The organism is Maricaulis sp. W15, from assembly GCF_001924955.1.
Classification (GTDB): domain Bacteria; phylum Pseudomonadota; class Alphaproteobacteria; order Caulobacterales; family Maricaulaceae; genus Maricaulis; species Maricaulis maris.
Genome location: NZ_LQXG01000019.1, coordinates 15,827 through 34,519, shown reverse-complemented (window position 1 = coordinate 34,519; position 18,693 = coordinate 15,827). Strand labels below are relative to the sequence as shown.

Sequence of the window (18,693 nt, the reverse complement as noted above, 5' to 3'; positions counted from 1 at the left end):
ATCATGAATTTCATCAATGGCGAATGGCGCGACGGCACTGGCGCGGAACTGGTCTCCCACAATCCGGCTGATGACAGCCAGGTCTGGTCCGGTCGCTCGGCGGCCCCGACCGAGGTCGATCAGGCTTTTGCGGCAGCCCGAGCCGCTTTTCCGGCCTGGGGGCGTCGTCCGCTCGCCGAGCGCATCGCGATTGTCGAGCGCTTCAAGGCCGAGCTGGAAAGTCGCAAGGCCGAGATCGCAGAGCTGATTTCGTGTGAAACCGGAAAACCCCGCTGGGAAGGCCTGGCGGAAGCCGGCGCGATGATCGGCAAGATCGACATTTCCGTAAAGGCCAATGCCGAACGCGCTTCGGGCCACCAGGCGGAGATGCCGTTCGGTTATGCGCGACTGGCGCACAAACCACTCGGCGTCATGTTCGTTCTCGGCCCCTACAATTTCCCCGGTCACCTGCCCAATGGCCATATCGTGCCTGCGTTGATTGCCGGCAATACGATCGTCTTCAAGCCGTCAGAAATCACGCCCGGCGTCGCTGAGGCGATGGTCAAGGCCTGGGAAGCGGCGGGCCTGCCGGCGGGCGTGCTCAATCTGGTCCAGGGCGCCCGCGAGACCGGCGCCGCCGCCCTTGATAATCGCGAGCTTGATGGTGTCCTGTTCACCGGGTCATGGGGCACGGGCAAATTCATTCACCAGAAATTCGCCGGTCGCACCGGCGTCCAGCTGGCACTGGAAATGGGCGGTAACAACCCACTCGTCGTCTGGGGGGCCGAAGATGCCGAAGCCGCGGCGCGTATCGCCGTGCAGTCAGCCTATGTTACGGCCGGGCAACGCTGTTCCTGCGCTCGCCGGCTGATCCTGCCGGACGGCGAATTCGGTGAGGCCGTGATCGCGGAGATCATCCGGATTGCCGGCGCACTCTCGATCGGACGCTGGGATGACGAGGTTGAACCCTTTATCGGGCCGCTCGTATCGGCGCGCGCCGCACAGGGCGTGCTTGATGCCCAGACTGATCTGGTTCGACGCGGCGCCCGGCCGATTCTTGAGGTCGCACGCGTGCCCGAGCTCGGCGACGCTTTCCTGCGTCCCGGCCTGCTCGATGTGACCGGCGTCGACGTGCCGGACGAGGAGGTCTTCGGGCCGCTGATCCAGGTGAACCGCGTTGCCAGTTTCGAGGCCGCCATCGCTGCCGCCAACGATACGGCGTATGGCCTGTCCTCAGGTCTGGTCTCGGATGACGAGGCGTTGTGGGAACAGTTTTGGGTCGAGAGCCGGGCCGGGATTGTCAACTGGAACCGGCCGACCTGTGGTGCGGCCTCGAACATGCCGTTCGGCGGACCGGGGCAATCCGGAAACCTGCGGCCGAGCGCCTATTATGCAGCCGATTATTGCGCCTATCCCGTTGCCACCCAGGCTGCTCGTAAGCCCGAGCGCATGGCGGTGAAAGGGGTCGATGGGGCATGACCGCGCGGGAGGCGAATTTCGACGGTCTGATCGGCCCGACCCATAATTATGGCGGGCTGTCGGACGGCAATCTGGCCAGTGCCAAGAATGAGGGCCTCGTCTCGTCGCCGCGCGAGGGCGTGCTTGAGGGCCTGGCCAAGATGAAGCGGCTTGCCGATGCCGGGCTGGTCCAGGGCCTGCTGCCGCCGCATGAGCGCCCCTTCCTGCCGCTGCTGCGCCGCGCGGGTTTCACCGGATCCGACGCCCATGTGATCGAGACTGCCTGGAAGCAGGCGCCCGGCCTGGTTCGCAAGGCGAGTTCCGCCTCACCGATGTGGGCCGCCAATGCGGCCACCGTGTCGCCATCAGCCGATACCGCTGATGGGCGCCTGCATTTCACACCGGCCAACCTCCTGACCACGCTGCATCGGTCCATCGAAGGGCGGCAGACCCAGCGTGGCCTGTCTTGGGCCTTTGCCGACAGGTCCCGCTTTGCCGTGCACGACCCCTTGCCGATGCAGGCGGACTTCGCCGATGAAGGCGCTGCCAACCATGTCCGGCTGTGTGACGAGCAAGGCGGTGAGGGGGTTGAGATTTTTGTGTATGGCCGCACGGCTGGTGAGAGCTGGAGCGGCAGCTTCCCGGCCCGCCAGACGCTCGAAGCCTGCCAGGCCGTCGCGCGGTCGCACGGGCTGGACCCCAAGCGCTGCGTTTTCCTGCGTCAGTCGCAGGCGGCGATCGACGCCGGTGCCTTCCATAATGATGTCGTTTGTGTCGGGACACGGACGACGCTGTTTTTCCATGAGCAGGCCTTTGAGGACCGCGACAGTGCGCTGGAAGCGATCCGGCGGGCGGCAGACGGCCTGTTTGATCCGGTCTTTGTCGAAGTACCGGAAGTCGAGGTTCCGATTGCTGACGCGATCACAAGCTATCTCTTCAACTCGCAGCTTCTGGAGTGGCCGGGTGAGGGGCGATTGGCCCTGATCGCACCGAAGGAGACCGAGGAAACCGCGACGACCCGCACCTATTGCGAGACGATGGTCGCCGGCAATGGACCGATCGGTCGCGTCGAGTTTGTGGATGTTCGCCAATCCATGCGCAATGGTGGCGGGCCGGCCTGTCTGCGGCTGCGGGTTGTGTTGACGCCGGAAGAACAGGCTGCCGTTACGCCGACCGCCCTGATGACAGACTCGCTTCATGCGCAGCTCACAACCTGGGCGAACACCCATTACCGTGACCGTCTCAGACCCGACGATCTCGGCGATCCGGCCTTGTTGCGGGAATCGCGCGAGGCGCTTGATGCGCTGACGGGAATTCTCAATCTGGGCAGCGGGTTTTATCCTTTCCAGCGTGTCTGACTTGGTCGTCGATATGCAGAATATTCTTATTCTTCAATGCGCTACCCAAACGGGAATTTCGTGATAGGTTGCCGCCTTCATCTCGTCGGGGGAGGACGAAGTTGACTGAGGCCAAGCCTGTTCCGGTTATTCTTGTGGACGATGATCCGGATGAGCACTTCTTGTTCAAGGCGGACCTGGAGGACGCGGGGGTCGACTTCGAGTTCAATGGTTTCACGCGTCCGGAAGACGCGATGGAGCACTTGAATGCGCGCGCCAGCGCTCCGGTTCTTGTCCTGTGTGATTTGAGTCTGGCCGGAGGTGACGCACTGGCTTTCATTCGCGACACCCAGGCACGGCTCGGCGGCGGTGCGATCGGTGTCTATTCCGGTGCCCGCAATCCCGAGATGGAAGAGAAGTGCCGCTCGGCCGGCGCGATGTTCTACATCGTCAAACCGGTTTCCCGCGCCAAGCTGGTCGACGCTCTGGCGAAATCCGGCAAGCTCAGCCTCGCCGAGCAGGGCAATGGCCGTGTGATATTGGTCGCCGGCTGACTGGCGGTGCAAGTTCAGACAGCCTTGGCCTTTCCGGCCAATCCCCCCGCCATAGCGTATTCCTGGCTACCGCGTGAGTAGACGGTGTCACCATCGTCTAAATCTGAGGGTTTGAACTCTGACAGGGCTGGAAGGCGCTCATAGATTGGCGCGAAGTCGGCATAGGTGGCTTCCATCAGCTCGTCATAGCTGTCGATCACAAAATAGCTCTGCTGGAAGTCATCATAGCGGTAATCGGTACGCATGATGCGCTCGAGGTCGAAATGGATCCGGTTGGGCGATTGCGCTTCCAGGCTGAAAATGGACTCGGCGCGTGAGGACACGATGCCGGCGCCATAGATGCGGCGACCTTCCGGCGTGTTGATCAGGCCGAACTCGACCGTGTACCAGTACAGCCGCGCCATGTGCTTGATGGCATCGAACTCCAGCGAGCGCAGGCCGCCCTTGCCATAGGCTTGCATGTAGTCGGCGAATACCGGCTGGGTCAGCAGCGGCACATGACCGAAGACATCATGAAAAATGTCGGGCTCGGGCAGGTAGTCCAGCTTTTCGCCGTCACGGATGAAACGACCCGACACAAAGCGGCGGTTGGCGAGGTGGTCGTAGAAATCCCTTTCCGGAATCAGACCAGGCACGGTCACGACGGTCCAGCCGGTCAGTTTTTCGAGTTTTTCGTTGACGCGACGGAAATCCGGAATGCCGCCTTCATTGAGATTGAGCATGTCCAAGCCGGCGAAATGTTCCGGCGCGGCGCGGCCCTTGAGGACCTTCATCTGGCGCTCGTAGAGTGTTGTCCAGATCGCGTGCTCTTCGGCGGAATAGCGGTCCCATTTCTGTGCGATGGTAAAGTCGGCGGCGGGTTCCTGTTCGGCCACGACGGGATCATTGACGGGCATGGGTCGGCTCCGGTTGCGCCAGTGCGTATATTAGTTTCATATGAAACTAATATACGCCGAAACGGCCGCGAACCCAATATCAGTTTTCTGCGAAACCTGCGTTCCGCGCATGAAAAACGCCGCTCCCGGTGCAGGAGCGGCGTTTTCGTGCCAGAGCGTTGATTCAGCCCGTGCAGAGCACATCGACGAGGGCGGCGCATTGGCCGGTGGTGCAGGCCTGGTTCTGGCCGATGAACCAGGTCCGCGTCCGGTTGTAGCGATCAACGCTGTAGTGGGCGGCCTGGCGAAGCCCGGCGGCCCGGCACATCCGGTCAGCGGCTTCCTGGTCACAACGGCTGCCATAGCCGCCGAGGCAGCGGTCGACCGCATAACCATTGATCTCGGGACGCGGGAAGAAAAGGCTGTCGACGCCACGCGTACCGCCGCGGATGTCGAGACGTCCACCTGGCCCGCTCGGGCCGCCCGGTCCACCCCAGCTGCTGTCGACGCGGCGCAGCGACGTCACGCGGTTGCGCAGGCCGAGGCGCGACAAGTCGCTGATCTCGCCTTCGACGCGTTGGCAGCTATCGGTGAAACCCTCATCATCGCAGATGATCCAGGTCTCGCCGCGTGCCACGATCAGGCTGTCGGCGCGGTCATTGAAGCCCATGCGTGAGAGGTTGGAGATATCGGCATCCACCGCAACGCGCTGGCCGGCGAAATTCGTTCCGTCGAACAGGAAGACGCCGGAGCGCGGTGTTTCGCCGCCACCCGGGCGACCAGGGCGGCTGGGGCGACCGGCATAGTCAGGCTCGGCCGAGCTGATCTCGCCGCCCATGCCGCCACCGATATTGGCGATGTCGCTATCGATGACCATGCAGGCGCCGTCGAAATTGGCGTGCTGGCAGGCAACCCAGGCGCCGCGGCCGCGATGCCGGACCGAGCGCGCCTGGTCATTGAAGCCGATGCGGGTGAAGTCCGGCGTGCTGGCGGTCACTTCCACGGCTCGGCCGGTGAAATTGGGTCCGGAATAGAAAGTCAGCGACGGGCCGCTACGTCCGCCGGGGCGACCGGGGCGCCCCGGTGCGACCGGGCGCAGCGATGTCAGCTGGTCGTTCATGCGGCCCATCGAGGCCTGGCCGGACGTGTGGATTTCACACGTGCCATTGTAGTCGTCATGCTGGCAAAGCTCCCACTCGCCGGAGACGATGCGGAAGGATGAGGTGCGATCATTGAACCGGACCGAGTCGAGATTGCGGACATCGCCGGTCACCTCGACCTGGCGGCCGCGATAATTGCTGTCCTCGAAAAGGATGATCGATTGTGCACTGGCCTGGCCAGCCAGGGCGGTGAGGAACAGGCTGATTGCGGCCTGTCCGATGCGTTTCATTGTCATGGTCATTTCCCCTCATTCGGGTCTGGGCATGGTCAGACCCGACCTTGTCACAGCGATTGTGAACCCCTGCCCGACAGGTGATTCATCCGGCGTTCATCGCCGACCTATTGCGGATCCTGTTCCGGTTCATCGGTCGTTTCCTGGTTGCGGTTGCGGCGTTGGTTGAGCAGGCCACGGAGCAATTGTTCGGCCGGATCGCGCTGTTCCGCTTCGTCGCCAGTCGTCGCTTCGTCGTCATCCTCGCCCAGGCCGATCGCGTCGAGCAGGCCGTCACGCAATGCGTCGCGCGGAGTCGTGGCGCCATCACTGCCGAGCGCATTGTTCAGTGCACCTTGCAACAGGGCCCGGCCGACGGCTTCGGTGTCGACACCGACCGACACATTGTTGAAACCGCCGCGCAGCCGGATCGGCACGGTGATGCCGCGCAAATCACGCTCGCCGCCCTGGCCCTGGATGGACGCGACCGCGCGTGGTTGCAGACGGTAGTCCAGCGATTGGCCAGCCAGATTGACATCGCCGGCGCCCTCGACCCGCAGCAGCGGCGACAGCATCAGCAGGTCTTGCTGGGATATCCGGCCGTTCGTGATCGAAAAGCTGCCGGTCAGCGACGAGAAGTCGGTTGCCTGTTGCTCGCCGGTGCTGGCTGCCTCTTCGTCTTCCGCGTCGCCGCTTGTGCCGCTGCCGCCGACGAGCTGACTGACATTGCGGATCGTCTGGGCGATGTTGATGCCGACAATGGCGCCGTCGGCGAAGCTGAAATCGCCGCTACCGCCGAGTGAATTCATGATCGCTGCCTGGGAATTGCCCGAGGCCGACAGGTCCAGCGTCATGGCGCCGGTGCCCAGCAGTTTGTCGAACCCGGCGGCCGCTTCCAGGAAGGAGCCGGCATCGAGACTGTCGAGCGAGGCGGTGAGGGAGTAGCTTGGCCGGTTTCCGCGATTGTTGGCAACCACCGTGGCGCGGCCCTGCCCCTCATAGAGCGAGATGTTTTCCAGCGTTGCTTCCAGGCGGCTATTGCGCAGTTCGACGCGCAGACGGGCATCGGTGACCTCGATGTCCTGGAAGACCAGACGTCCGACCGTCAGGCGCAGATCGGCATCGACAATGCCCAGCCCGGCCAGATCGATCGGGGCATCACTCCAGGGCGGGATGCCGCCGCCGGTTGTCGGCGCCGGTGGCGTCGATGTCGCTGGCAGATAGGGATTCACATCCAGCTCGGCGAGCGTCAGGCTGCCGGTCAGGCTTGGCTTGTCGCCGGCCAGATTGACGTTGATGTCGGCAGACCCGGCAATCGCATCCAAGGCCAGTGTCGAAGCTGCAAGGCGGACCTGGCCGGGCGCGCCGGTCAATTGTCCGACCGTGCGGAAGCGCTCCAGATTGTCACCTGCAGGCAGGGGCGCGCCGGCGAAGGCGGCCAATGCGCGAACCGACGGGATGGTGGTGTCGATCCGGCCTTCATAGGCAATGGCCTCGCCCTCCAGGATACGGCCATCGAAACTGAGATCTGCCAGATTGCCGCCGAGCGTCAGCGCGACGGGAGTTTCGCGTCCCTCGAAGAAATCGCGAATCGACCCGAGCGTGGCGGAGAAATCCAGGCTTTCGCCATCGGCATTGAGAGCGCCGGTCAGGCGGGTTTCCGTATCCAGCGACGGCAGGGCGACCGACAGGTCGAGCCCGGTAATGGCCCGGCTCTGATTGCCGTCGGCAAAGTAGATCGCGCCATTCTCGATGCGCACGTCTCCGAAACTGGCCTCGATCGGCAGGGCGCCTTCGCGGCGGACAAACCCATCGCCGGACGGCGCGGGTGTCGGCGTGGCACTGTCGGCGGGCGTGAAGGTCCAGTTATTGCCGGACCGGTTCTGGGCCAGGCGGATGGTTGGTTCGACCAGCACGAATTCGGTGATCTCGACACGCCGGCTCAAAAGCGGAATGAGGCGCACGCCGACCCGCATCTCGCGCATTTCGGCAAAGGCGTCATCGCCGAAGCCTTCGGCATTGGCGATCGATACGTCGCTGGCCCGTATCTCCAGTCGCGGAAACACTTGCAATGAAATATCGCCGGCCAGGGAGACCTCGCGGTTGAGCGCGTCACGGGCGGCGGTCTCGACCGGTTCGCGATAGGTGGACGCCGGAATCACGGATGGCAGGATGAAGATTGCAGCAACTGCGAGAACGACGACCAGACCGAGGGCAACAGCGAGGCGTTTCATGGGGAGGGGACTCCGAAATGGCTGAATTAACACGCTAGCAGGCGTGTTTGTCGCTTTCTTGGCGAGACGCGAAAAACACTCTGCGCTAAGGTTATCGCTGATTGCGGCAACACCAAAGGGGGGAAAACTCATGTCGGCAAAACCACCGGTCGATCTGGTTCGGCGTCGTGAAATGATCATGGGGTTGGCGGCAGGCACGGTTCTGCCCTTCGTGGCCGGATGCGCGGACAATGCAGCGCTTGGGCGCAGCCAGTTGATGCTGGTGTCCGACGGTGAGCTCGCCCAGCTCTCGGACCGGGCGTGGCGGGACAGCCTGCAGCGCGAGCGCGTGCTGCGCGACCCGTCCTATCAACGTCGCCTGCAGCGTGTCGGGGACCGCGTCGTCGCAGCGTCCGGGCAAAACCATCTCGATTGGGAGTTCGTCGTCTTCGACAGCGATACCGTCAATGCCTGGGTCCTGCCGAATGGCAAGGTCGGCTTCTACAAGGGCATTCTCGATATCATGGAGACCGATGACCATATCGCCACCGTGATGGGCCATGAGGTCGGCCATGTTGCCGGGCGGCACTCGGCCGAGCGGGCCAGTCAGCAAATGGCGGCCCAGATGGGCGTCTCGCTGCTCGCCAGTGCGATTGGCTCCGCCGGCTCGGATTATGCGCGTTACAGTGATGATATCGGTGCCGCACTCGGCATGGGCGTGACCTATGGCGTCATCCTGCCCTATTCGCGGGAGCACGAATATGAGGCCGACCGGCTCGGCGTCGATTACATGGTGGGATCCGGCTATGATCCCCGCCAGGCGGTGGATTTCTGGGTCGGCATGTCGGCCATGAATGATCACAACTCGGCTGAGTTCGCCTCCACCCACCCGTCCGATGACAACCGCGTCGCCGCGATGCGGGCCCATATCCAGGCACGCGGCTACGCGTCCTGATCACCATCGTCAGGGCGGCTGCAGAGCCCTCTGCAAAAGCCTTGACGGGGTGCTTGCCAGCGCGGGGCGGGAAGGCTAGTTTCCCGCGCCTCATGCCAAGGTTTGCAGCCGCGCTGCCGGCCAAGCGTCATGACAAAGTGTGCCGCCTTAGCTCAGTTGGTTAGAGCGCTAGATTGTGGATCTAGAGGTCCCCTGTTCAAACCAGGGAGGCGGTACCATAACAACCTGTTTAAAAACAGTATCTTGAATCCAATTCCCAGAATGGTTTGCGACAGCGATTCTGGCTTTTCAGTCATTGGGCATCAATTGAGTGTTGACCGGCTATAGGCTAGTGGGCTTATTCCCTACTACCTCTCTTATTTCGAGAGTCCGAGCCTCTCATGGTTCATAATTTGAGTTGCGGCGAGTGTGCCGGGAGCGGAGCCCGCGCGTTGCTCGAGCGACCGGCTCGCTGCGGGCGTCGGCCCGCCTAGGGATGAGTGAGGCCGGTGGTGGTTGTCGTCGTGGTGCCGTCGCCGCCAGTACCTGCGGGCGTGGACGAGGCTGTCGAAGGCTTCTTGGTAGAGCCGCCGCAGCTTTTTCTGGTTCATGGTGAGGCCCTCATGTTCCTGCATCAGTCCGATCCGCCGGTAGCCGAGGCGACGACGCGCTGCTGCGATCTCACACTTACGAGTGCGGATCTGCGGGCTGTCGGGCACGCCTTCGGGCCTCACTGTCTTCGGATTGTGTCACCATTGCCATCTCGATCGCCGCTTCGGCTACGGCATCAGGCGTGGCTGTCATCCGCCGCAACCCGAATTTCGTTGTCGGGCCGCAGCTTGGCGCCACCTGAGCGTCTTGCGCGTGGACTCGGAGGCTGCTTTAATATTTTGCTAAAGAGGACCGGAGCACATGCATAGCATCGAAACATTCCCGCGCGACACGCCATCATACCTGTTCATCGGCGGCAACCCGCGTTCAGGCACAAGCGCTCTGACGTCGCTGATAAACCATCACCCAGACGCAGTTGTCGGCATGGAGCGGTATGCCCCCCTTTGGGGGAGGGACGAGTTGACTCCGGCACATTTCACGGCCGAGGAGTTCTTCGCCCCGCGCGACTTCGACGCCGGAAAACGTGCCAGAGAGTTCGAGCGTGAGCGCTATCAGGCCCGGTACGACAAAACAGTTCTGCGTGGCGATAAATACCCATACGTGACGCGCCACCTCGATTACATCACAAGTACCTTTCCGGGGTGCCAAGTGCTGTTTATCTTGCGTAATCCGCTGTCGGTAAGCGAGAGCTTTCAGGCGCGCTTTGACAACCCGGATGATAAAGCGTTCGCTCTCGACGGAATTCAGGCGCTCACGCGCTGGAACAACTCTCTGCGTCAACTAGCCGACGGGTTGGCGGCGGGGTTGAACATCGCGGTCGTAACGTATGAACGTGCGTTTGCCTCGCGCGAAGCCGCTACGCGCATTTTTGAAACGGTCGGGCTGCCCCCGGAAAGTGTGGATTGGCTTGGCGTTGATCGCGTCGTCCAACGCGCTGCAGAACTGAATGTCGCAGAAACAAGCCGTAACGAAGCGACCCGCTGGAAGATAGCCATGGAGGCTAATTTCGACCTCTATCGCAAAATGGTGAATGAGGCCTGTATCCTTCGGGATATGTAGCCTGATCCATAATCGAAACCTGAAGGGCCCCGCTTCGGCGGGGCTTTTTATTGGCGAAATTGAGAAGCCGTGGATGAGCGTGGCAGATGATCGCCATTGGTACTTGGGTAAGCGGGGTCCATCGCGCTCATACTTGCCATTGCGACCCAGATTGTAGGGCTAAGCGTGTGGGGCGGCTCGCTAGGTATAGGTTTATGTCGTTTCACGATGGCTAGAGTCGCTCTGCCAGGGAGCGCTCACTGTGAGTTTTCATAAGGTTGTTCACCCGGGCTGAAGCCTTGAGACTGGTTGTTGCGACACGACCAGAGGAAAGGAGCGCCCGGATGAACAGCGATAGGAATGCCAGAACGACGCCGTATTCGCGAGCCTTGATTGTACAGCGCCATGCTGCCGGTGAGACGGTCGCGGCCATTGCTTCGGCCTTTGGGATATCGGCTCGGACCGTCTACAAATGGCTGGCGCGATACCGCGTGGGCGGCGATACCGGGCTAGACACCGCGTCGAGTGCACCGCGCCGGCCGGCCCGGCGGATCGGTGAGTGGTGAAGGGATGCCGCGGCCCGGCTTCGCCGCGATTACCGCATGACGGCGGCCGAGATCGCCGACCGGCTGCGTCTGGCCCGTTCGACCGTGGCGCGCTGGCTCAGGCGCATGGGACTGGGGCGGCTGTCAGCGCTGGAGCCACGACCGCCCGTCATCCGCTATCAGCGCGAGCGTCCGGGCGAGCTCATCCATCTGGACATCAAGTCACTGGGCCGCTTCAACAAACCCGGTCATCGGGTGACCGGCGGGCGCAAGGGCAACCGCAATCCCGGCGCCGGCTGGGACTGCGTCCATGTCGCCATCGATGACGCCACACGCCTGGCCTATGTCGAGGTCCTGGCCGACCAGAAACGCGGCACGACCACCGCCTTCCTTGTCCGCGCTCTGCGTTGGTTCAAAACCCGCGGCATCCGTGTCGAGCGCGTCATGACCGACAATGGCGGCCCTTATGTCTCGCGCCTCTTCGCCAAAGTCCTGCGCTGGCTGGGCATCCGCCACATCCGCACTCGGCCCTACACGCCGCCCACCAACGGCAAGGCTGAGCGCTTCATCCAGACCCTGCTTCGAGAATGGGCCTACGCCATCCCCTACCGATCATCCGACAGCCGAAACCGGGACCTTGAGCGATACCTGGACTGGTACAACACCAACCGACCACACTATGCTCTTGACAGGCAGACGCCAGCCAAAAGGCTTAGAACCTTGCTGAACAACGTCTCGAGAAACTACACCTAGCTCGCATTGTGTCCATCTACGCGCATCGCCACGATTCCCCCCACCCCGCACAAGAAAAAGCCGCCCCCGACACGGACGGCTTTTCTCGTTTTCGGGATCCGCTGCCGGATCACGCGATGTCGATGACGACCTTGCCGATGGCCTGGCCGCTGGTCAGGCGGGCATGGGCGTCGCCGACCTGGTCGAGGGTGAAGCTTGTGTTGTCGAGCAGCGGGGTGACGGCGCCGGCATCGACCAGGCGGGCCAGCTCGGTGAGGATGGCGCCATGGGTCTCGCGTCCGACATCATGCAGCATCGGGATGAGCATGAAGACGACATGCAGGGATAATCCTTTGAAATGCACCGGGGTGAGGTCGAGTTCGAGCAGGGAGACGGTCGAGGCGACCTGGCCGTTCAGGGCGGCGGCCTCGAAGGAGTTGGTCATGTTGGCGCCGCCGACCGTGTCGAACACCACGTCGAAACCCGCGCCGCCGGTCTGCGTAGCGACATAATCGGCCACGCTCTCGGTGCGGTAATTGATCGCCGTGGCGCCATAGCTCCGGATGATGTCGAGCTGTGCATCGCCGCCGCCCGTGGCCGAGACCGTCGCGCCGAGATGGCGGGCGATCTGGACGGCGAGATGGCCGACACCGCCAGTGCCGCCATGCACCAGCACGCTCTGACCGGCCCGGGTGCCGGCGCGTTGCAGGCCTTCCATGGCGGTGATGCCGACCAGGGGCAGGGCGGCGGCTTCGCGCATGGAGAGGCGTTTCGGCTTGTGGGCGATCAGGCGGGTATCAGCGAGCATGTATTCGGCCAGCGCGCCGGGCAGGTCGGCAAGACCGCCGGCGCAGCCATAGACCTCGTCGCCAATGGCAAAACCGTCGACGCCGTCACCGACAGCGTCGATCGTGCCAGCGAAATCCATGCCGAGCAGGGCGGGCAGGTCGGGCGCGAGCGGCAGGTTCTCCTGGCCGAGCTGGCGGATCATCGTGTCGACCGTATTGACGCTGGTGGCCGCGAGGCGGACCAGGACATAGCCCGGCTTGGGCTCGGGGCGGGGCAGATCGGCGGCGAGGAAGGGGGCATCGTTGCCGTAGGAATTGAGGATCATGGCTTTCATCAGAATTTCCCGGTATTGGCTTGGCCCGTTGGTGAGCAGCCCCCGAGATAATGCCTATTCAGATCAATAAAATTGGTCTTACCAGGGCTTCTGAATTTTGATTTTGAATATAATCAGATATCGTGTCCGGGCGTTGATGGGTCTTGCCAGCTCGGGGCGCGGCCGATTTTCTCGGTAAGAAAATCGATGAAGACGCGGACCTTGGCGGTCAGGACATTGGATTTCGGATAGACCAGCCAGATCGCCGAGCCGTCATCAATCTCGTGATCGGGCAGGACCCGCACCAGCAAGCCGTCCTGCAAATCCCGGTACAGGCTCCAGAGCGAACTCATCGCAATGCCCGCACCGGCCTGTGCAGCCAGGCGCATGCTGGCTCCGTCGTCACAGATGATCCGCGGCCTGGTGCCGGCGGGCGGGAATGTCCCCGACGCACCGGTTCCCGCCGTTGACAGGGTGCGGGGCGGACCGTTGGAGAAGCCGATCAGCTGGTGATCGGCCAGGTCCGCGGCAGTGGAAGGCGTGCCGTGCCGCGCCAGATAGTTCGGCGAGGCGCACAATATGCGCCGGTCATCGGCCAGCTTGCGGGCCCGCAGGGAACTGTCCTCGATGGCATAATTGCGCAGCGCCAGGTCATAGCCGCCCTCGATCAGGTCCATCTGTGTGTCCGACAGTTTCAGGTCGAGGTGGAGGCCGGGGTGGCGGTCGAGGAATTCCGGCAGGATGGGTGCGATATGAAGCTGGACGAATGTGCTCGAGGCGGCGAAACGCAAAGTCCCGGAAACATCCATCCGAGTATTGCCGAGTGCGGCGTTTGCCGCGTCTGCCTGGGCCAGGATTTCGCGCGCGAAGGGCAGGAATTCCGCACCTTCCAGAGACAGCGAGACCTTGCGGGTCGAGCGATGGAGGAGGTCGGCACCCAGCTTGCGCTCGAGCTTGGCCAGCCTGGCGCTGGCCACGGCCGGGGCCAGGCCGAGCTGGCGGCCGGCGGCGCTGATGTTGAGCAGGTTTGCAGCAAGGACAAACAGGCGGACGCCATCGGTATCCATGATCATTTCCTTCCAGAGGCGGGGGCGTGGCAGGCAGGACCCTCACAGTCAGATTGTCGTCGATAACCGAAAACTGAAACCAAGAATGACGCATTTACCCTGAATTCGACAGCCGTAATTTGTCGTCTCTGCATTCACGGCGCTGGAGACTGGCATGTCGAAGACCATACTGATCACCGGCGCGACCGATGGCCTCGGCCTGGCAACCGCCCGCGCCCTTGTCGGCCAGGGTCATCGCGTGCTTGTCCATGGGCGAAGTCGGGCCAAGCTGGACGCCGCCCGACAGGCACTGCTGGAGGTCAATAGCGACGGCGCGGTTGAGAACTTCCAGGCCGACTTCGCCGAGCTCGAGGGTGTCGATGCCCTGGCGGCCATGCTGGCGGAACGGGGCGGCGATCTGGATGTCGTGATCAACAATGCCGGCGTCTTCCGCCTGCCGGGCGAGACGCGCAACCGGGCCGGCCTCGATCTGCGCTTCTTCGTCAACATGATCGCACCCTATCGGCTGACGCTGTCATTGCTGCCGCTGTTGCCGGCCGAGGGGCGGGTGATCAATCTCAGTTCGGCCGCCCAGGCCCCGGTCGATCTCAAGGCGGTGAGCGGACAAGTCGATCTGGACGACGGACAGGCCTATGCCCAGAGCAAGCTGGGCCTGACCATGTGGTCCGGCTGGCTGGCCGGACGCGTCGGGCCGGGTGGGCCGGGCATTCTCGCCGTCAATCCCGGTTCCTTCCTGAAAACCAAAATGGTGAGCGAGGCCTATGGCGTCGCTGGCCATGATATCGAAACCGGCGTCGACGCGCTGATACGCGCGGCGCTGGACGATACGTTCAGACAGGCGACGGGCCAGTATCTCGACAATGACAAGGGCGGGTTTGCCGCTCCGCATCTCGACGCGCTGAACCTTGAAAAATGCGCGCGATTGGTGGAGCTGCTCGATGCAATTCTGGCGCGTCTCGAGACCGGCGCCGGCGACGCGGGCCACTCAATTGCTTCGACCGGCTGAACCGTCAGCCCCCGCGAGGAAGGTATTCGCGGGGGCGACGATCCTGTAGAGGTCAGCGTGTCCCCGATCCCGCTGTCTCAGCCGCAGCCGCTGCGTCCGCCCGGGCGGCGATCAGCGTGCGGGCCTCGTCATTGCTCTCGACCTGTTCGATCGTGTCGAAATAGCAGCGGTCGTCGCGGGTTTCGACGTATTCGAAACGGGGGTTGTGAATGGTGCTGAAGCGACCAAGGCTCAAACCGAGATGCATGCCGGACCTCAGCCCGCTGCAGCGACGCTGTAGCGTGACCAGGTAGCGGCGGCTGGCACCGGCGCGCAGCACCAGGTGCTGACGGTCGAGCACGGCATAGCCGTTCACATTGCGGATCCGGATCGGGCCGTCGCTGGCTGCCGGTGCCGCTTCGCCGGCGACAGCGCTTGGCGGCGGGTCGGCAGATGCGGGCGCGCTCGTGATAGCCAGGCATGACAATGCTGTCAGGCCAGCGATAACGGGGTTCAGGCGTGTCATGCGTCGTCTCCTTCAGGGTCGGAGGCCCGTTTGCGGGCCTCGTGTCAGGTCGGACGTCCCTCTCATATATTATTGGCGCGTACGGGGTTTGTTGCAAGCGTGTCGGCGGGTGTCGTTAACGCCGGGTTAGCCACGTTTGCGTGAGTCTGCATGGGCGATTCGATCTTTGCGAGTCGCCACGATCCGGCAGCAACGCCCGCGGAGACGAAAATTGGTCAGCCCCGTCGACACCCACAGCCAGGACTTTACCATGCGCGCCATTCGCCAGGCTGCGCAGGAGACTGGCACGGATTTCAATTTCCTGGTCGACACAGCCGCCCGTGAAAGCAATTTCGATGTCCGGGCGCAGGCGCGCACCTCCAGCGCCGCCGGCATGTTCCAATTCATCGAGCAGACGTGGCTGGGCGTGCTCGCGCGGCGCGGCGCCGACCATGGCTATGAAGAGGCCGCCCAAGCCATCAGCCAGGACGCCAATGGCCGGTTCACGGTCAGTGATCCGACGCAACGCCAGCAAATTCTTGACCTGCGCTTTGATGCCGTGGCGTCGGCCCGCATGGCCGGTGAGCTCGCGGCCGAGAACAACTCCGTGATCGAGGCGCGCATCGGTCGCCCCGCTTCGGGCGGTGAGCTTTATGCCGCGCACTTCCTTGGTGCCGGCGGTGCCGCCGAGTTGATCAATGCAGCCGCCGCCGATCCCGAGCAGCGAGCCGATACGCTGTTCCCGGCAGCGGCTCGCGCCAATCGCCCGATCTTCTTCGAAGGCGGTCGTCCGCGCTCAACTTCTGAAGTGCTTGCCGTGCTGACCCATGAGGGCGGTGGCCATGGTCGCGTGGATACCCGACGCGTCGCGACCGCTGCGGCCGTCCAGGAAGTTGGCAATATGCTGGCCACGCCGATCAATGACGGCATGGTGGCGCCATCGCCAGTGGTCCAGTCGGTGGCCTCGATGCGGAGCAATCTCCAGGTCGGTAATGGTGAGTTGTCGCCGGCGCTGGTGGAAATTCTCGCCTCGCTTGACGCGCCGCGCAGCGGCCGGACGCGCAATTCGTAAACCGGGAAGCGGCATCGGCAAGCTTTCGTTAAGCATGTTGCGGCTAGATTCCCTTTTGATCCGCCTGTCTTGAAACGGAAGCCCGATGAGTGTCGTTGCCCTTCGTAACCGTCTGACAAATGACGATATTCGCCGCCTGGTGAAGGGTGAGTCGGATGAGAGCCGGGCGATGGCGGCCCGCAAGATCTGTCGCCGCATGGACGCCGCCTCCCTGACCGAAGCGGAACGCACCGCCGCCCGTGACATTCTCGACATGATCGCGCGTGACGCGACCGAGCTTGTGCGACGGGCGCTTGCGATAACCCTGCGTCAATCGCCCAACCTGCCGCGCGAGATTGCCCGCAAGCTGGCTGCGGATGTCGACAGTGTCGCGACACCGGTTCTGCAATCCTCGCCGGTCCTGACGGATGACGACCTGTTGTCGGTGCTTGAAACCGCTGACACGGCCAAGCGCTGTGCGATTGCGCAACGTGAGCGGGTCGCGCCGATCGTTGTTCACGAAATTCTCGACAGCCGGGACGAGGACGCGGTGTCAATTGCGGCCGCCAATGATGGAGCCGAGTTTGATGACGCGGCCTATCAGCGTGCCTTTGCCGAGTTCTGCGAGAGCAGCGGCGTGATGGACGCGTTTGTGGCGCGCTCGCAATTGCCGCTCAGCGTCACCGAACGCCTGATCGCCCATGTCAGCGATGTCGCTCTCAACAGGCTCGTGAAAGCCCATGCCCTGCCGCCGCAACTGGCTGTGGAGCTGTCTGAAGGCGCCCGCGAGCGGGCCACGTTGGATCTGGTTGACCAGGCCGGGCTCGCGCACGACCCCAAGCATTTCGTCCAGCAATTGCGGTTGAACAGCCGGCTGACGCCATCGCTCATCCTGCGCGCCCTGTTGCGCGGCCATATCGCCTTTGTCGAGCACGCTTTCGCTGAATTGGCCGGGGTTACCCATTCGCGGGCCTGGTTGCTGGTGCATGATGCCGGGCCGCTGGGCTTGCGCGCCGTGTATGACCGCACCGGCATGCCGTCGCGGCTTTATCCGGCCGTACGCGCGGCATTGGACGTCTATCACGGCATGGAAGTCCCGCAGGACGAGATCGGTCGCGCCCAGTTCCGGCGCGTGCTGGCGGAACGCGCCATCACCCGCTTTCAGGGCATTCCGGAAGAGGATCTGGACTATGTTCTCAGCCGTTTCGACGAGGACGTGGAAAGCATCAAGCTTGCCGGCTAGGCAAACCCGCCATCATCGGGATAGAAAAAAAAAGCCGGCGTTTGACGCCGGCTTTTTTTGTTCTTGCGAGTATGGATGGCTAGGAATCAGTCGTCCTTCCATGGCTCCGCGAAGGCCGTTGTTTGAGCCTCCAGTTCGCCGGCGAGGGCCGCCGCGACCGGATCATTGTCGTCGCGGATATTCTGCGACAGGGCCGCGCGGATCGCACCGACATGTGCCAGGGCGAGGGCGGTCGGTGCCTTGGCGCGCTTCTCCGGCATGTCGATCATCTTGGTCAGCGATTTGGCCAAGCGGGTGATGATCGGGAATTCATAGGTCGCGCCAAGGCCGCGCAGGTCGTGGGCGCGCACGAAGAGGTCTTCGCCCTCGCTGCCCTCGAGGCCTTTCTCGCGAACGATCTTGGCTGCCGCTTCGAGTTTCACGACTTCTTCTTCCAGCCATTGGCCGAAATCAGTGCGCAAATCCTTGAGCGCTTCCTCGGCCTTCTGGATCATGTGCAGATCGCCCTGGCTGATGGGCCCACCAACTTTGATCTGCAACATGTTCGGGGCGGAGATGACCTCCACATCCTTGTTATTGGCCATGAGACGTCCTCTTAGCTGGCAGTCGCGAGCGAAGCGTCAGGAGCGCCGGCCCGGTGTTGTGATGTTGACCCGAGGGTCTCGCGCAGGGTCTGGGCGAGGTTGGCCGCGGTAAAGGGTTTGGTCAGGAAGGCATCGACGCCGGTCTGGCGGGCCTGACGGATGCGTTCCTCGGCGCTGTAGGCCGACAACATGATCACCGGCAGGTGCGGGGCCGGGCTGTGGCGCCGGTCGCGTAGCGTCCGTACGAGATCGAGTCCGTCGCGTGGCTTCATCTTCCAGTCGGTGATCAGAAGGTCGACCGGCTTGGCCCGCAGGACATCAAGGGCCCGCTCGACCGTGTCGGCCTCGATCACCCGGTTGCAACCGAAGGCCTGCAACGAAACCCGCAGTGCCCCGCGCAGCGCGGCGCTGTCGTCCACCAGAAGGATGGTGAGACGGGATAAGGTCGTGTCCAGCGCGAAGTCTGTCATCGTGGGCCCGGGTCCGCTCGATCAAATCGTACGGTCA

The 18,693-nt window shown here is 63.2% G+C and carries 16 protein-coding genes, 1 tRNA gene and 1 pseudogene; 10 read left to right on the top strand and 8 right to left on the bottom strand.

Annotated features, from left to right (window positions below):
* Positions 1–3: 3 nt before the first annotated feature.
* The 3 genes from astD (at position 4) to AWH62_RS12950 (ending at position 3,328) form a co-directional block, all read left to right on the top strand.
* Positions 4–1,458 carry a succinylglutamate-semialdehyde dehydrogenase gene (gene astD, locus AWH62_RS12960; RefSeq protein ID WP_075190927.1) on the top strand — a complete coding sequence of 485 codons (1,455 nt, stop codon included), beginning with the start codon at positions 4–6 and terminating at the stop codon, positions 1,456–1,458.
* Complete coding sequence (astB, locus tag AWH62_RS12955; protein ID WP_075190926.1) at positions 1,455–2,795, top strand: N-succinylarginine dihydrolase; 1,341 nt, start codon at positions 1,455–1,457, stop codon at positions 2,793–2,795. Before astD ends, astB begins: the two co-directional genes overlap by 4 nt.
* 101 nt (positions 2,796–2,896) lie before the next feature.
* The gene (locus AWH62_RS12950; RefSeq protein WP_075190925.1) at positions 2,897–3,328 is read left to right on the top strand and encodes a response regulator; all 432 of its coding nucleotides are present in this window, start codon (positions 2,897–2,899) and stop codon (positions 3,326–3,328) included.
* 14 nt (positions 3,329–3,342) lie between these two features.
* Here AWH62_RS12950 and phhA read toward each other — a convergent pair whose 3' ends face one another.
* The 3 genes from phhA to AWH62_RS12935 form a co-directional block, all read right to left on the bottom strand.
* Entirely contained in the window at positions 3,343–4,224 is an 882-nt protein-coding gene (gene phhA, locus AWH62_RS12945) for a phenylalanine 4-monooxygenase (RefSeq protein WP_075190924.1), read from the bottom strand.
* 163 nt (positions 4,225–4,387) lie between these two features.
* Positions 4,388–5,599 carry a beta/gamma crystallin-related protein gene (locus AWH62_RS12940; RefSeq protein WP_158025629.1) on the bottom strand — a complete coding sequence of 404 codons (1,212 nt, stop codon included), beginning with the start codon at positions 5,597–5,599 and terminating at the stop codon, positions 4,388–4,390.
* Positions 5,600–5,703: 104 nt separating this feature from the next.
* Positions 5,704–7,809, bottom strand: a complete 2,106-nt coding sequence (locus AWH62_RS12935) for an AsmA family protein (protein WP_075190922.1) — start codon at positions 7,807–7,809, stop codon at positions 5,704–5,706.
* Positions 7,810–7,939: 130 nt separating this feature from the next.
* Between AWH62_RS12935 and AWH62_RS12930 the strand changes: the two genes are divergently transcribed.
* The 4 genes and pseudogenes from AWH62_RS12930 to AWH62_RS12910 all read left to right on the top strand — a co-directional run bounded on the left by AWH62_RS12930 (position 7,940) and on the right by AWH62_RS12910 (position 11,670).
* Entirely contained in the window at positions 7,940–8,743 is an 804-nt protein-coding gene (locus tag AWH62_RS12930) for a M48 family metallopeptidase (RefSeq protein WP_233128325.1), read from the top strand.
* Between the two features lie 141 nt (positions 8,744–8,884).
* A tRNA-His gene (locus tag AWH62_RS12925) sits at positions 8,885–8,961 on the top strand.
* Between the two features lie 673 nt (positions 8,962–9,634).
* Positions 9,635–10,393 (top strand): sulfotransferase, encoded by a 759-nt coding sequence (locus tag AWH62_RS12915; protein WP_075190920.1) that lies wholly within the window; start codon positions 9,635–9,637, stop codon positions 10,391–10,393.
* A 323-nt stretch (positions 10,394–10,716) separates the two neighbouring features.
* Positions 10,717–11,670: pseudogene (locus AWH62_RS12910) on the top strand (IS481 family transposase).
* Positions 11,671–11,779: 109 nt separating this feature from the next.
* On the opposite strand, the gene AWH62_RS12905 reads toward AWH62_RS12910, so the two are convergent.
* Both AWH62_RS12905 and AWH62_RS12900 read right to left on the bottom strand, forming a co-directional pair.
* A complete protein-coding gene (locus AWH62_RS12905) occupies positions 11,780–12,772 on the bottom strand; it encodes a zinc-dependent alcohol dehydrogenase family protein (RefSeq protein WP_075190919.1) in 993 nt (330 codons plus the stop codon).
* 113 nt (positions 12,773–12,885) lie between these two features.
* The gene (locus tag AWH62_RS12900) at positions 12,886–13,818 is read right to left on the bottom strand and encodes a LysR family transcriptional regulator (RefSeq protein WP_075190918.1); all 933 of its coding nucleotides are present in this window, start codon (positions 13,816–13,818) and stop codon (positions 12,886–12,888) included.
* A gap of 154 nt (positions 13,819–13,972) precedes the next feature.
* Here AWH62_RS12900 and AWH62_RS12895 point away from each other — a divergent pair, with 154 nt between their 5' ends.
* Entirely contained in the window at positions 13,973–14,824 is an 852-nt protein-coding gene (locus AWH62_RS12895) for an SDR family NAD(P)-dependent oxidoreductase (protein WP_075190917.1), read from the top strand.
* A gap of 52 nt (positions 14,825–14,876) precedes the next feature.
* Here the strand turns inward: AWH62_RS12895 and AWH62_RS12890 are convergent, their stop codons facing one another.
* A complete protein-coding gene (locus AWH62_RS12890) occupies positions 14,877–15,329 on the bottom strand; it encodes a DUF6491 family protein (RefSeq protein ID WP_143743053.1) in 453 nt (150 codons plus the stop codon).
* Positions 15,330–15,579: 250 nt separating this feature from the next.
* Between AWH62_RS12890 and AWH62_RS12885 the strand changes: the two genes are divergently transcribed.
* Positions 15,580–16,380 (top strand): hypothetical protein, encoded by an 801-nt coding sequence (locus AWH62_RS12885; RefSeq protein WP_233128324.1) that lies wholly within the window; start codon positions 15,580–15,582, stop codon positions 16,378–16,380.
* Between the two features lie 85 nt (positions 16,381–16,465).
* The gene (locus tag AWH62_RS12880) at positions 16,466–17,602 is read left to right on the top strand and encodes a DUF2336 domain-containing protein (RefSeq protein WP_075190914.1); all 1,137 of its coding nucleotides are present in this window, start codon (positions 16,466–16,468) and stop codon (positions 17,600–17,602) included.
* 86 nt (positions 17,603–17,688) lie between these two features.
* On the opposite strand, the gene AWH62_RS12875 is transcribed toward AWH62_RS12880, so the two are convergent.
* Both AWH62_RS12875 and AWH62_RS12870 read right to left on the bottom strand, forming a co-directional pair.
* Positions 17,689–18,186 carry an Hpt domain-containing protein gene (locus AWH62_RS12875; RefSeq protein WP_075190913.1) on the bottom strand — a complete coding sequence of 166 codons (498 nt, stop codon included), beginning with the start codon at positions 18,184–18,186 and terminating at the stop codon, positions 17,689–17,691.
* Positions 18,187–18,197: 11 nt separating this feature from the next.
* Positions 18,198–18,656 (bottom strand): response regulator, encoded by a 459-nt coding sequence (locus AWH62_RS12870; RefSeq protein ID WP_075190912.1) that lies wholly within the window; start codon positions 18,654–18,656, stop codon positions 18,198–18,200.
* Positions 18,657–18,693: the final 37 nt, after the last annotated feature.